14 protein-coding genes are annotated in these 13,350 nt (G+C 71.7%); 10 read left to right on the top strand and 4 right to left on the bottom strand.

Features of this window, described 5'->3' with window-relative positions:
• Positions 1-30: 30 nt before the first annotated feature.
• The 3 genes from ABFX54_RS15635 (at position 31) to ABFX54_RS15625 (ending at position 2,857) form a co-directional block, all read left to right on the top strand.
• Positions 31-1,179 (top strand): MFS transporter, encoded by a 1,149-nt coding sequence (locus ABFX54_RS15635; protein ID WP_346105418.1) that lies wholly within the window; start codon positions 31-33, stop codon positions 1,177-1,179.
• Positions 1,180-1,240: 61 nt separating this feature from the next.
• Complete coding sequence (locus ABFX54_RS15630; RefSeq protein ID WP_346105417.1) at positions 1,241-1,726, top strand: hypothetical protein; 486 nt, start codon at positions 1,241-1,243, stop codon at positions 1,724-1,726.
• A gap of 162 nt (positions 1,727-1,888) precedes the next feature.
• Entirely contained in the window at positions 1,889-2,857 is a 969-nt protein-coding gene (locus tag ABFX54_RS15625) for a LysR family transcriptional regulator (RefSeq protein WP_346105416.1), read from the top strand.
• Between the two features lie 15 nt (positions 2,858-2,872).
• Here ABFX54_RS15625 and ABFX54_RS15620 read toward each other — a convergent pair whose 3' ends face one another.
• Positions 2,873-3,616 carry an SDR family oxidoreductase gene (locus ABFX54_RS15620; protein WP_346105415.1) on the bottom strand — a complete coding sequence of 248 codons (744 nt, stop codon included), beginning with the start codon at positions 3,614-3,616 and terminating at the stop codon, positions 2,873-2,875.
• A 40-nt stretch (positions 3,617-3,656) separates the two neighbouring features.
• The gene (locus ABFX54_RS15615; protein ID WP_346105413.1) at positions 3,657-4,415 is read right to left on the bottom strand and encodes an oxidoreductase; all 759 of its coding nucleotides are present in this window, start codon (positions 4,413-4,415) and stop codon (positions 3,657-3,659) included.
• A gap of 206 nt (positions 4,416-4,621) precedes the next feature.
• On the opposite strand from ABFX54_RS15615, the gene ABFX54_RS15610 reads away from it, so the two are divergent.
• The gene (locus tag ABFX54_RS15610; protein WP_346105412.1) at positions 4,622-5,314 is read left to right on the top strand and encodes a hypothetical protein; all 693 of its coding nucleotides are present in this window, start codon (positions 4,622-4,624) and stop codon (positions 5,312-5,314) included.
• Here the strand turns inward: ABFX54_RS15610 and ABFX54_RS15605 are convergent.
• The gene (locus ABFX54_RS15605; RefSeq protein WP_346105410.1) at positions 5,283-6,113 is read right to left on the bottom strand and encodes an undecaprenyl-diphosphate phosphatase; all 831 of its coding nucleotides are present in this window, start codon (positions 6,111-6,113) and stop codon (positions 5,283-5,285) included. The two genes, ABFX54_RS15610 and ABFX54_RS15605, sit on opposite strands and share 32 nt — an antisense overlap.
• Positions 6,114-6,152: 39 nt before the next feature.
• Positions 6,153-7,034: a MurR/RpiR family transcriptional regulator gene (locus tag ABFX54_RS15600; protein ID WP_346105408.1), complete on the bottom strand. Its 882-nt coding sequence runs from the start codon at positions 7,032-7,034 to the stop codon at positions 6,153-6,155.
• Positions 7,035-7,148: 114 nt separating this feature from the next.
• On the opposite strand from ABFX54_RS15600, the gene ABFX54_RS15595 reads away from it, so the two are divergent.
• Genes ABFX54_RS15595 through ABFX54_RS15570 form a run of 6 tightly spaced genes read left to right on the top strand, consistent with a single transcriptional unit; the run spans position 7,149 to position 13,350 of the window.
• A complete protein-coding gene (locus ABFX54_RS15595) occupies positions 7,149-8,282 on the top strand; it encodes a C45 family autoproteolytic acyltransferase/hydrolase (RefSeq protein ID WP_346105406.1) in 1,134 nt (377 codons plus the stop codon).
• Positions 8,279-9,886, top strand: a complete 1,608-nt coding sequence (locus tag ABFX54_RS15590; RefSeq protein ID WP_346105404.1) for an ABC transporter substrate-binding protein — start codon at positions 8,279-8,281, stop codon at positions 9,884-9,886. The genes ABFX54_RS15595 and ABFX54_RS15590 overlap by 4 nt, the downstream gene beginning before the upstream one ends.
• Positions 9,887-9,890: 4 nt before the next feature.
• A complete protein-coding gene (locus ABFX54_RS15585) occupies positions 9,891-10,805 on the top strand; it encodes an ABC transporter permease (RefSeq protein WP_346105402.1) in 915 nt (304 codons plus the stop codon).
• Positions 10,802-11,644, top strand: a complete 843-nt coding sequence (locus ABFX54_RS15580) for an ABC transporter permease (RefSeq protein ID WP_346105401.1) — start codon at positions 10,802-10,804, stop codon at positions 11,642-11,644. The genes ABFX54_RS15585 and ABFX54_RS15580 overlap by 4 nt, the downstream gene beginning before the upstream one ends.
• Positions 11,644-12,585, top strand: a complete 942-nt coding sequence (locus tag ABFX54_RS15575; RefSeq protein WP_346105399.1) for an ABC transporter ATP-binding protein — start codon at positions 11,644-11,646, stop codon at positions 12,583-12,585. The genes ABFX54_RS15580 and ABFX54_RS15575 overlap by 1 nt, the downstream gene beginning before the upstream one ends.
• The gene (locus ABFX54_RS15570; RefSeq protein WP_346105397.1) at positions 12,586-13,350 is read left to right on the top strand and encodes an ABC transporter ATP-binding protein; all 765 of its coding nucleotides are present in this window, start codon (positions 12,586-12,588) and stop codon (positions 13,348-13,350) included.

Below are 13,350 nucleotides of genomic sequence, written 5' to 3'. Positions count from 1 at the left end.
GGCGTCAAACTTTTGCTTGAGGAGGCTTCCGTGAGTTCACGGCTCTATCCGATGGCCGCCGGAAATTTCGCGATCGGTACGGGCATGTTCGTCACCGCCGGGTTGCTGGGCCCGATCTCGACCGACCTGGGGGTCTCCCGGTCGGCCGCGGGCCAGCTCATGACGGTGTTCGCGCTGGCGTACGCGGTGCTGTCGCCCCTGCTCGCGGCCCTGACGATCCACCTGCCGCGGCGGACGCTGCTGTTGCTGGCCATGGGGGTGTTCGTGGCCGGCAACGTGCTGAGCGCGCTGGCGCCGACGTACCCGCTGGTGGTCCTCACCCGGGTGATCGCCGCGGCGGGGGCGGCCATGTTCACGCCGACCTCGTCGGCCGTGGCGAACGCGCTGACCTCGCCCGACCGGCGCGGGCGCGCGCTGGCGCTGGTGATGGGCGGGCTGAGCGTGTCGTCGGCCATCGGCGTGCCGCTCGGCACCTGGCTGGGCGAGGCGGTGACCTGGCGGGCGACGTTGTGGATGGTCTCTGGGCTGGGCCTGCTCGGCCTCGTCTGGGTGGCCGCGCTGGTGCCCGACGTGCGGCTCGCGGCGTCCGGACGGCTCCGGGAGCGCTTCGAGCCGCTGCGCGACCGGCGGGTGCTGGCGGTGATGGCCACGCAGTTGCTGGTCTTCGCGTCGGGGTTCAGCGCGTACACCTACATCGGCTCGCTGTTCGACCTGCCGCTTCCCGCGCTGCTGTGGGCGTGGGGGCTGGGCGGGATCGTGGGCAACCTGCTCGGCGGGCGGCTGTCCGACGCGTACGGGCCGCGCCGGATGATCCTGATCGGGATGACCGCCGCCTTCGTGTTCGTCCTGCTCATCCCCGTCGCGAACCTCGCCCTGCCCATCGCGCTGGTATGGGGCTTCCTGTGGGGTTCGGTCGGCTGGATGATCGCCCCGGCGCAGCAGTTCAGGACCGTCACCACGATGCCGGGCAACGTCTCGATCGGCCTCGGCCTGCTGTCGTCGGCCCAGTACTTCGGCCTGTTCGTGGCGGGCCTGGCCGGCGGGGTGGCGCTGGACGCGTACGGACGGATCGGCGTGATCGCCCTGTCCGCCGGCCTGGGCCTGCTGGCCCTGCTGTTCACCCTGGCCACCTACCGCACCCCGAAGCTCGTCCCCCAGGTGACGGAAGCGGTCGGCTAGCACCGGGGCCGGGCTCGTCGGCTTTCCGCGCCGGGGAAGGCGGTTGGCCATAATGTCGGATGTGTCAGACGACCGCGACCCGAGCGACGAGCCCGTGCCCGGCCAGGACGAGCGGGCCCCCGCACCGCACTCCCGAGACGAGCCCGTGCCCGGCCAGGACGGGCAGGCGTCCGCACCGCAACCGGAGGACGACCCGCGCGACGAGCCCGCTCCGCCGGCTGCCCTCGTCCTGCTGACGGCGGGGTCGGCGGTGGCGGTCATGGCGTTGGCGGCCTTCCTCTCCCAGCCGCCCGGACTCAACTTCCTGCTGTTCGGCCCGGTCGCGCTGGTGGCGTTCGAGGTGGTCGCGTACGACGTGTGGTGGCGGCGGTGGTGGGGCGCGATCCCGGGAGCCCTGCTGGGCCTGCTGACCTATTTCGAGGGCCGCGCGGCACTGGGCGACGTGATCGGTGAGGTCTGGGCGCATCCGGTGGCGTACGTCCTGGCGTGGACCCTCTTCGCCGTCGTCTTCGCCCTGTGCAGCCGCTACCCGCGCCGGGTGCCCTAGCCGGCCGGCGCCGCTTCCGAGGAAGGGTTCACGAGGGGAGTGCGTTGAGGCGAGGGTGACCGGGAATGAAGACTCGGTCGCCGGATCCGGCCGAGGCGGGTACTTCCGGACACGACACGACGGGGCGGACCGCGTTGCCTCCCCGGGAGGAGACGGGAGCCGATGAGCCTGCGCCAGTTCGAGTACGCCCTGGCGGTCGCCACGGAGGGCTCGGTGACGGCGGCGGCTGAGTCGCTGCGCGTCGCCCAGCCGTCGATGTCCCAGCAGATCCGCAACCTGGAGCGCGACCTCGGCGTGACGCTCTTCGACCGGACGCCGGGCGGGCTCGTGCCCACCGCGGTCGGCCGGGCCTTCCTCCAGGAGGCCGAGATCGCGGTGAACGCGGCGCGGCGGGCGCGGGAGACGGCGCGGGCCGGCGCGGACGACCTGGTGGGCGAGCTCGCCGTCGCGGCGCAGCTGGGATTCGGCACCCGCCAGTTGCCGGGCGCGCTGGGCGTGCTGCGCCGCCGTTTCCCGCGGCTGGAGGTCACCGTCTTCGAGGAGTCGAGCTCCGCCGAGCTGGAGCAGCTGTGCCGCAGGCGGGTCACGGACTTCGCCCTGATGGCGGCCTGCCGGCGGGGCCCCGCGGACGCCCACCGCCTCGGCGAGGAGGAGTTCGTCGCGGTGCTGGGCGCCGGGCACCCGCAGCTCGCCGCGGACCGGGTGGACCTGCGTGCGCTGGAGGGGGAGCCGTGGGTCAGGTTCGACCGCGACAGCGCCCTCGACGGGGTGCTGCAGGAGGTGTCTGAGGAGAACGGGCTGACGCCGGCCACGGTCGCCCGCGTGTCCCAGACGGCGACGGCGGTGCGCTGGGCCGCCCACGGCCTGGGCGTGACGCTCGTCCCGGCCTCCGCGGTGCCCCGTGGCTACGAGCACCTCGCGCGTCCGGTGTCCCCGGTCGTGTCCCAGCCCGTCATCGCCGTGGTCCACCCCGACGCGGGCCCGGCGGCGACCGCGCTGCTCGAGCTCCTGCGCCAGGAGACCTGGGACGGCTCCGCCTCCCTCCGCCGGTCGGACGCCGATGAGCCGCACGACGAGCCGCACGAAGAGACAGCCGCGGCGAACGTCGTGCGGCCGCTCAGAGCCGGGTGAACGTCGTGCGGCCGCTCAGAGCTGGGTGACGCCACCGTCCACGGCGAGCTCGACCCCAGCGGTGTACGTCGCGTCGAAGGCGAGGAACGCCGCCGCCGCCACGATCTCGTCGAGGGCGCCAAGCCGCTTCATCGGATTGTCCGCGACCCGCTCCGCGATGAACTCCGCCGCGGCCTCCTTGGACATCGTGCGCTCCAGCACCCCCGTGTCGACGGGCCCGGGGCTGATCGCGTTGACGCGGATCTCGCGCGGCAGCAGCTCGCGGGAGAAGCTGCGGGCCATGGAGCGCAACGCCGCCTTGCCCGCCGCGTAGACGCTGGTGTCCTGGATGCCGACGACGCCGGCCACCGAGGTGGTCAGGACGACGCCGGCGCCCCTGCTCAGCAGCGGGGCGAGCTTCTGCACGGTGAAGAAGGCGCCCTTGACGTTGACCGCGAACAGCTCGTCGTACGCCTGCTCGGTCGTCGAATCGAGCGGCGTGAGCGCGGTGATGCCCGCGTTGACGAACAACGCCTCGACCGAGCCGAGCTCCGTCTTCACCCGGTCCGCCAGCGTGTCCAGATCGGCGAGCGAGGACACGTCGCCGCGGACGGCCACCGCGTTCTCGCCGATCCGCTCCCGCGCGGCGTCGAGCGCGGCCTGGGAACGGCCGGTGATCGCCACCCGAGCTCCGTCGCCCGCCAGTGATTCCGCGATGGCGAGCCCGATGCCGCTGCTGCCACCGGTGACCACGACATTCTTGCCACTGTATTTACCCATGACTACAATTCCTTCGTCAGTAAACAACGACAGTTCGCCGTCAATTCCTGGGGTATTCGCCGCCGTCCACGGAGAAATTGGTCCCGGTGATCCAGCTCGACCGGTCGGACACGAGGAAGAGCACCGCGTTCGCGATGTCGTCCGGCCGGCCTTCGCGCCCGAGCGGCGGCGTGTCGGTCGCGCCCGACTCCGCGGCGGTGCTCGCCCACCGCCGGCGCGTCTCCTCGCCGCCAGGGGTGGCGGTCCTGCCGGGGGCCAGGGCGTTGACCCGGACCCCGTACGGGGCCAGCTCCGCGGCCAGCGCCCGGCTGTAGCTCTCCAGCCCCGCCTTGGCCGCCTGGTAGTGCGCGAAGACCGGCACCGGCGGGAGCAGCGCGGCGGTGGAGATGTGCACGATCGCCCCCGACCCCTGGTCTCGCATCCCCGGCGTGAGCAGGGCGTTCAGCCGTACGGCCGCGAGCAGGTTGAGGTTGAGCGCGTCCTGCCAGTCCGCGTCGGGGATCGTCACGGCGCTGTCGCCGGCCCGGGCGCCACCCGCGTTGTGCACCACGATGTCCACCCCGCCGAACGTCTCCTGGACGGCCGCGGCCAGGGCCCGGGTTCCGGCCTCGGTGCGGATGTCGGCCGTCACGAAGGCGGCTCCTTCCGGCGCCGGGTACGCGGTCGTCCTGGCGGTGGCCAGCACCCCGGCGCCCTCCTCAAGCAGCCGCCGCACGACCGCCGCCCCGATTCCCCGGGAACCTCCCGTGACGAGGGCTCGTTTTCCCTTGAGCTCTCCTGATCCGTTTCCGAGCGTCATGGCTCCTCCTGAATCGCCGAATTCGCTCGGCGCGGATATTCGCGGGCCGAGCAGATTCACCGTACGCAAGGAAAAGAACGCGGAGCAAAGACGAAATTCGAGCGGCCGCCATAGGAGATGCCTATGACGGGTCACTCGCGAAGGGGACGGGCGGTAACCCGGCAGGCGGACGACGGGCGGTGCTCACGGCGCCTACCGTCGGCGCCATGTTCAGAGATCAGGTGACCTTTCGCCGCGTCACGGCAGGAGTCCTGCTCATCGTGGCCCCGCTGCTCCAGGCACTCGCCGTCGTCGTCGATCCCGGCACCTGGGGCGACGAGCGGGAGGCGGTCAGCTTCGGCGCGAACCCCGTGCTCGCCCAGATCCAGTCCGTGCTCTACCACTGGAGCTGGATGCTCATGGCCGTGGCCGTGCTCGGCCTCGTGCATCTGACCAGGCGCGCGGCGACCCGGCTCGGCCACGTCGCCGGCGCGCTCACGGTGCTCGGCTACCTGCAGTTGTCCGGGCTGCTGCTCACCGATCCCGTGGAGTGGTGGCTGGGGCGGCACCACCCGCCGGAGGAGGCGCAGCGGATCATGGACGAGATGCTGGGGCTGCCCGGCGTGATGTTCGGGTTCCAGCTCCCGTGGATGTTCTTCGGCTTCCTCGGCCTGCCGGTGCTGACCGCGGCCGTGTGGCGGGCCGGGTTCGTGGGGTGGTGGGCGCCGGCGGTGGTGGCCGCCGGCTATCTCGGGTCGTTCGCGGTCTCGTACGGCCCCGCCACCGTGCCGTTCTGGGCCGCCCCCGTGGCCGCGCTCGGCTGGATCGGCTGGAAGGTCCTGCGCATGGGTGACGAGGCGTGGGCGGCCTACTATCCGGCGGCGCGGGTCAGCCCTGAGCGGGAATCCAGCCGACGCTGACCGCGAAGATGACGAAGACGCCGAGGAGGATCCGGTAGATCACGAAGAGGGTGAAGCGGTGGGTGCTGATGTAACGCAGGAACCAGGCCACCGCCAGATAGCCGACGACGAACGAGATGACGGTGGCGAGGATCGTCGGCCCCCAAGCGGGGGCCGGGCCCTCGCCGATGTCCTTCAGCTCGAACAGCCCCGAGGCCAGCACGGCGGGGATGGCCAGCAGGAACGAGTATTTGGCCGCGTCCTCACGGCGGTAGTCGAGCAGCAGGCCCGCGGTCACCGTGCCGCCCGAGCGGGAGACGCCGGGGATCAGGGCCAGTGACTGGGCGAAGCCGTAGATGATGGCGTGGGTGAAGCTGAGGTGCTTCTCCAGCGTGAGCTTGTTGCGGGCGGTGTGGTCGGCGTACCACAGGATGCAGGCGAAGACGATCAGCGTGGTGCCCACCAGGCGCAGGTCGCGGAAGCTGGTCTCGATCTGGTCCTTCAGCGTGATGCCGAGGATGCCGATGGGCAGCGTGCCGACGATGACGTACCAGCCCATGCGGGCCGCCCAGTGGCCGCGCAGGCTCTTGTCGAACAGCGAGCGCGTCCAGGTGGAGATGATCTCCCAGATCTCCTTGCGGAAGTAGATCAGCACGGCACTCTCGGTGCCGAGCTGGATCACCGCCGTGAACGCCGCCCCGGGGTCGTTCCAACCGGCGAACGCGGAGACCACCCGGATGTGGGCGCTGGAGGAGATCGGCAGGAACTCCGTGAGTCCTTGGACCAACCCCAAGATCACCGCTTCTAGCCAGCCGATCACGACGACACCTTTCCAGCACGCGGAAGTGACGAGGTGAGGTTAGCGGAATCGAGGGTCAAGCAATTGCCGTCGCAGCGCGTTCAGCTGGTGGGAGTTCTCGACCGAACGGGGCTCGTCGAGCGAGTCGAGCGCCAGCAGCAGCGCGTCGGCCACGATGATGCCGGTCAGCGGCTCGGCCGTGATGCCGGTGGGCGTGTGGGGGGCGGCCAGCACGGCGTCCACCCGGTCGGCGAACGACCCGCCGAGTTCATCGGAAATTAGCACGATGTTCGCACCCACGGCGTGCGCCCGGTCGATCAGCACGGTGAGCTCCTTGAGCTTGCGGGCCGGCTGGAAGATCACCAGCACCTCGCCGTGCGCGAGCTGGATCAGGTCGTCGGCCAGGGCGAAGCCGGTGGTGGCGACGGCGCGGGCGCGGTGACCGCGCCGGTTGAGCTTGAGCGCCAGGTGGTGGCCGGCCGGCTCGGAGGCGCCCGCGCCGTAGACGAACACGCCGGGCGCGTCGACCAGCAGCTCGACCGCCTTCTTGAACGCCTCGGCGTCCAGCAGCCCCCTGCAGTGCTCGACCCGCTCGCGGGCCTCGTCGAAGACCCGCTCCCAGATGCCGGTCAGGTCCTGGCCGACGTGGCTGACGCGCTGCCGCAGGCGGACGTCGGGGGCCACCGCCGAGGTGAACTCGGCCGCCAGCGCCCGCTTGAGCCCCGGCAGGCCGCCGAAGCCGAGCCGCTGCATCGTCCGCACCACCGTGGCGTTGCTGGTGCCGGTGGCGGTGCCCAGCTCCTGCGCGCTGGCGAAGAGGATCTGCTCGGGTGAGGCGGAGATCAGGTATTGGCACACCGCCCGCTCGGCCGGTGACAGCTCCTCCCAGAGCTGTCGTACCTGGGCCCTGAGCTGTTCGACCGGGCTGTGTGTATTTTCCATTACGGCTCTTGACTCCTGTGTAGCGCTCATTACCCTGGCTTGGAAACGACCGCTACAGACTCGCCGCCTCCTGAAATGGACATTACAGGCTCCGGGTCGGTCCAAGGAGCACCATTGAGCCTCACATCCCTGCCTCTCGTCGAGATCTCCGGCGCTCCTCGCGACCGCGGCCGCCAGTACGGCGAGCAGGCGCGCGAGCGCATCGAACGCGCGCTGACCTACTACGCGGAGGCGTTCGCGCACTCCAGCGGCCTGTCATGGGATCAGGTCGTCGAACGGGCGGCGCACTGGATCGAGCCCAGCAGGGCGTTCGCGCCGGAGCTGGTCGAGGAGATGGAGGGCATCGCCGAGGGGGCCGGGGTCGGCTTCCTCGACGTGCTCGCGCTCAACGCCCGTGGCGAGATCATCTACGACACCACCTTCAGCTCCATGGAGCCCGACGGGTGCACGTCGTTCGCGCTGCTCGGTGAGATGTCCGGCGACGGCCACGTCTACGCCGGCCAGAACTGGGACTGGCGCGACGCCGTGTCCGACACGCTGATGGTGCTCAGAGTCGTCCAGCCGGGCCGGCCGACGGTCATCATGCACGTGGAGGCGGGGCAGGTCGGGCGGCAGGGGGCCAACTCGGCGGGCATCGCGCTCAACGCCAACGGGCTCGGCGGGCGCTTCGACGACACCGTGGGCGTGCCGCAGACTCTGATCAGGCGCAGGGTGCTCGACAGCGACAACCTCAACACCGCGCTGGAGGCGCTGACCAAGTCGCGGGCCCACATCGCCAGCAACGCGCTGGTCACCCACCGCGACGGCTTCGCGATCGACCTGGAGACCACGCCAGGCGCCGTGGGCTGGATGTATCCGACGGACGGGCTGCTCGTCCACGGCAACCACTACCAGGCGTTCGTGCCGCCGCAACTGGCCGCCACCTACCGGCCGGGCTCGGCCGACTCGCTGTTCCGGGTGCCCCGGGCCGAGGGCGGGCTGCGTACGGTGCGCGAGGCGTCCGGCACCGACGAGGTGCGCAAGCGGATCAGGTTCGCCATGTCCGACCACCTGGGCTACCCCGAGTCCCTCTGCACCCACCCCGACCTCACCCAGCCCGCCGTGAAGCGGTGGGCGACCCTGCTGTCGAGCTGCGTCGACCTGACCACGGGCGACTACTTGATCGCGGCCGGCACGCCCTGCGACCACGAGTACGAGCGCGTGCCCTGGAACCTCTACGACGGACCGCATGGAGAAGTGACCCCGTGAAGAAGCTGCTCGCCCTCGCCGGGCTGGCCGGCCTGGTCGCCGCGTGCGGCGGGCCCGCCGCGACCACCAAGGCGCCCGACCCCGCCAAGCTCACCCTCGTCGATCGCACCGCCAAGGCGGCCGGGCCGCTCGACCGCGCCGTCTGGCTGCTCGACGAGGAGCCGGGCACGCTCGACCTCGACTCCGACGGCGGCACCCCCAACCGCACGGTCATGGCGAACGTCTGCGAGCGCCTCATGCAGACCCAGCCCGACATGACCGTCAAACCCTGGCTGGCCGAGAAGGCCGAGCTCCCCGACCCCAAGACGATGGTGCTCACGCTGCGTCAGGACGCCACCTTCCACGACGGCTCGCCGGTCACGGCCGACGACGTCGTGTGGAGCCTGAAGCGGCACGCGGGCGAGGGCATGGACGAATCGGACGAGTTCGAGGACGTCGAGTCGATCGAGAAGAGCGGCGAGCACGAGGTCACGATCGCGTTCAAGCGGCCCAACGCGCTGTTCGAGCAGGCCATCGCCGGCGGCGCGGGCATCGTGCTCAACCGGAAGGCGGTGCAGGCGCAGGGCGAGGACTTCGGCTCGCCGGGACACGACGACGCCTGCTCCGGCCCGTACCGGCTCAAGGAGTGGAGGTCCGGCTCGCACATGACGATCGAGCGCTACGCCGCGTACTGGAACAAGGACGTCAAACCGCTCACCAAGATCGTCGAGTTCCGGTGGGCCCAGGACACGGCGCTGGTCAACGGCCTCGTCACGGGTGCGGCGCAGGGGGCCTACCTGTCCGACACCGGGCCGGCCGTGGCGCTGCAGAGCAACCAGGCCGTCAGCGTGGCCTACGGCGCGACCACGCGCGTGTTCGTGCTGCTGCCGACCGATCGCGGCGTGATGAAGGACCCGAAGATCCGGCGGGCGCTGTCGCTGGCGGTGGACCGGGCCGGCATCGCCAAGTCGGGGTTCGCGGGGCTGGCCAGGCCGTGGAAGGTGCCGGTGGGGGCCGGGGCGTGGTCGTACGAGAAGGAGGCGTTCCAGACGGCCTACGACGAGCTGACCGGCGCGCCCGGCACGCCCCGGATCGAGGAGGCCAAGAAGCTGGTGGCGGAGGCGGGCTCCCCGAAGGAGCCGATCGTGGTGGCGACCGACGGCGAGCAGTCGCGCTCGGTCATCGCCAACGCCGTCGTGGACGCGGCCACGAAGATCGGCCTGACCGCCCAGATCAAGACGGTGCCCTCGTCGGAGTTCGGCAGCTTCTACACCGACAAGTCGCTGCGCGCCCAGGTCGACCTCGTCCCCGACGACTGGTACATCACCAAGTCCGACCCCATCGGCTTCTACGACAACGGCCTGACCGGCTCGGCCAACAACTGGGTGAAGTACAGCTCGCCCGCCTACGACAAGCTCGTGGCCGAGGCGCTGGAGACCACCGACCCCGCGGCCCGCGCCGGGCACGTCATCGAGCTGCAGCGCATGTTCACCGCCGACATGGTGTGGATCTCGCTGGTCGAGGTGCCGAACGCGGTCGTGCTCGGGGCCAAGGTGACCGGCCCGCCCGCCTCGCAGGTGCACATGGGCTACCCGTGGGCGGCCGATCTCGGGGCCAAGGGCTGAGCCGGTGGTCCGCAAGCTGGCCGGGCTGGTCGCCACGCTGCTCGCCACCTCGTTCGTGATCTTCGCGGCGTCGTACGCGGCCCCCGGCGACCCGGTCACGTTCCTGGCGGGCGGCAAGGAGAACCTGACCCCCGAACACCTGGCCGCGATCCGGGCTCAGTACCACCTGGACGATCCCTTCCTGGTGCAGTACGGCCGCTGGCTCGGCGACGCGCTGACCGGCGACCTCGGCCGCTCCACGCAGTACCACGACCAGGTCGCCGACCTGATGGCGGCCCGGCTGCCGAGCACGCTCGGGCTGGTCGCCTACGCCTCGGTGCTGTTCGTGGTGTTCGGGATCGCGCTGGGCGTGCTGGCCGCGGTGCGCGGCGGGCGTACGGACTCGGCCGTGGTGGCGGGCACGACGTTCGCCACCTCCGTGCCGGCGTTCGTCACCGCGACGGTGCTGATCTCGCTGTTCGGCGTGCAGCTCGGCTGGTTCCCCGTCATGGGCGGCGGGTCGTTGTGGCACCTGACGCTGCCCGCCGTCACGCTCGCGCTCGGCGCGCTGGCCATCATCAGCCGCGTCACCAGGCAGTCCATGATCGAGCAGCGCGAGCTCGACCACGTGAGCGTGGCCCGCGCCGGCGGGCTGTCCGAACGGCTGATCGTCGTGCGGCACGTCTTCCGTGGCGCGCTGGGGCCGATCGTGACGATGTGCGGGCTGGTCACCGCCGGGATGCTGGCCGGGACGGTGACGGTGGAGACCGCCTTCGGGCTCAACGGGATCGGCTCGCTGCTGGTGAACGCGATCAACACCCACGACTTCCCCGTCACGCAGGCGGTGCTGCTGCTCATGGTGACCGCGTACATCGCCGTGACCACCGCGGTCGAGCTGCTGCACCCCCTGATCGATCCCAGAGTGAGGAGCCGGGCATGACCACACTGGTCGCCACGCTCTCCCCGAAGCCCGCGCGGCCGCGCGGCCACCTGCCGGCCACGGCGTTCCTCGGCCTCGTCGTCGCGGCGGCGGTGCTGGCGCCGCTGGTCGCCCCCTACGCGCCCGAGGCGGTCGACTTCGCCGCCACGCTGGCGCCCATGTCACCGGGCCATCCGCTCGGCGCCGACCAGTCCGGCCGCGACCTGCTCTCCAGGGTCCTGTACGGCGCCCGTACCTCCCTGATCGGCCCGCTGATCCTGCTGGCCATCGCCTCGGTGCTGGGCGTGGCGCTCGGCACGCTGGCCGCCTGGCACCGGGGCTGGGTGGACGCCGTCGTCTCCCGGCTGACCGACGTCATGTACGCCTTCCCGGGGCTGCTGTTCGTGGTGCTGATCGTGGCCGTGTTCGGCAACGGGATGACCACGGCCGTGGTGGCGCTCGGGCTGGCGTACACGCCGACGATCGCCAAGTACACCCGCAGCGTGGCGCTGGGCGAGTGCGGCAAACCGTACATCGACGCCTACCGGGTGCAGGGCATGGGCGGGTTCGCCATCTGCGTGCGGCACCTGGTGCCCAACATGGCGCGCTCGCTCGTCGGCTACCTGGTCGTGCTGTTCGGGGAGGGGCTGATGAGCCTGGCCACGCTGAGCTTCCTCGGGTTCGGCGCGCAGGCGCCGTCCTCCGACTGGGGGCTCATGGTCAAGGAGGGGCAGCCGGCCATCGTGCAGGGGGCGTTCCTGCCGGTGCTGGTGCCGGGCGCGGCCATCGCCCTGGTGGTCGTGTCGTTCAACGTGATCGGCGTGCGCCTGGCCGACCGCATGGGCGTGAGGGGGACGTGATGCTGCTCTCCGTGGAAGGGCTGACGATCGAGGCGGGCGGGCGGCGGCCGATCCTGCGCGAGGTGTCGCTGTCTGTCGGCAAGGGCGAGATCGTGGGACTGGTCGGCGAGTCCGGCTCGGGCAAGTCCACGATCGCCCGCTCGGTGCTGCGCCTGCTCCCCGCCGGCGCCCGCGTCTCCGGGCGGGTCGCGGTCGAGGGCGAGGACGTGCTGACGATGGGCTCTTCGGCGCTGCGCGACCTGCGTGCCTCGAAGGTGTCGATGGTGTACCAGGATCCGCGCTCGTCGCTCAACCCCGTCCGCAGGATCGGCGACTTCCTGACCGAGCGCATGGTCCACACGCTGGGCCGGCCCAAGGCCGAGGCACGCGCGCGGGCGCTGGAGCTGCTGGACGCGGTGGGGATGCCCGATCCCGAGGCGCGGCTGCGGCAGTATCCGCACGAGCTGTCCGGCGGCATGCTCCAGCGGGTGGTGATCGCCGCCGCGCTGGCCGCCGGCCCCGCGCTGCTGCTGGCCGACGAGGCGACGAGCGCCCTCGACGTCACCACACAGGCCGAGACGCTCGCGCTGCTGCGCAGGGTGCAGGCCGAACGGGAGCTCGGCATGCTGTTCATCACCCATGACCTGCACCTGGCCGCGGCCTTCTGCGACCGCGTCCACGTGCTCTACGCGGGCACGGTGGTGGAGTCGCGGCCGGCCAAGGAGCTGTTCGCCGACCCCCGCCATCCCTACACCGCCGGCCTGCTGGCCTGCACGCCCGAGCTGGGCGACCCGCGTCCGATCCGGCCCATCCCCGGGCGGCCGCCCTCGCTGGACGACGCCTTCACGGGCTGCCCGTTCGCGCCCCGCTGCCCCGAGGTCACGAGTGCCTGCGAGGAAAGGCCGCCGGCGCCCGTGGCCGTCTCCGGCGGCTCCGCCGCCTGCCGCCTGGTGGAGGTCTAGATGTTGTCCGTACGCGAGCTGCGCAAGTCCTTCGGCGCCACCGTGGCGGCCGACGACGTCACGTTCGACCTGGCCGCGGGCGGCTCGCTCGGGCTGGTCGGCGAGTCGGGGTCGGGCAAGACCACGATCGCCCGCATGCTGGTCGGCCTGGTCGCCCCCGACTCGGGCACGATCGCCGTGGCCGGGCGTGAGCGGGGCACGAGGGAGCGCGGCCGGGCCGCCAGGCTGCGCAGGGCCAGGGAGATCCAGATGGTCTTCCAGGACCCGTACCTCTCGCTCGACCCCCGGCTGACGGCCGAGGAGTGCCTGCACACGGCGCTCAGGCTGCACGGCAGGCCCAAAGCGCGCGCCGCCGAGCTGCTCGAGCAGGTGGGGCTCGGCGCCAGGGAGGCAGGGGCTCGGCCCCACCGGCTCAGCGGCGGCCAGCGCCAGCGCCTGGCCATCGCCAGGGCGCTGGCGGTGGAGCCGTCGGTGCTGGTGCTGGACGAGGCGGTGGCCGCGCTCGACGTGTCGATCCAGGCGCAGATCCTGGAACTGCTGGCCCGCGTGCGCCGGGAGTCGGGGGTCGCGCTGCTGTTCGTCAGTCACGACCTGGCCGTGGTGCGGCACCTGTGCGAGGAGACACTGGTGCTGCACCGGGGGGTCGTGGTGGAGCGGGGGCCGGTGGAGCGGGTGCTGGCCGAGCCTGAGCACCCGTACACGCGGCTGCTGCTGGCCTCCGTGCCCAGGTCCGGCTGGGACCCGGCGGCGGTGGTGCGCTCCTGA

This window comes from Nonomuraea maheshkhaliensis, from assembly GCF_039529435.1.
GTDB classification, from domain to species: domain Bacteria; phylum Actinomycetota; class Actinomycetes; order Streptosporangiales; family Streptosporangiaceae; genus Nonomuraea; species Nonomuraea maheshkhaliensis.
This window is presented reverse-complemented; position numbering and strand designations above follow the sequence as displayed.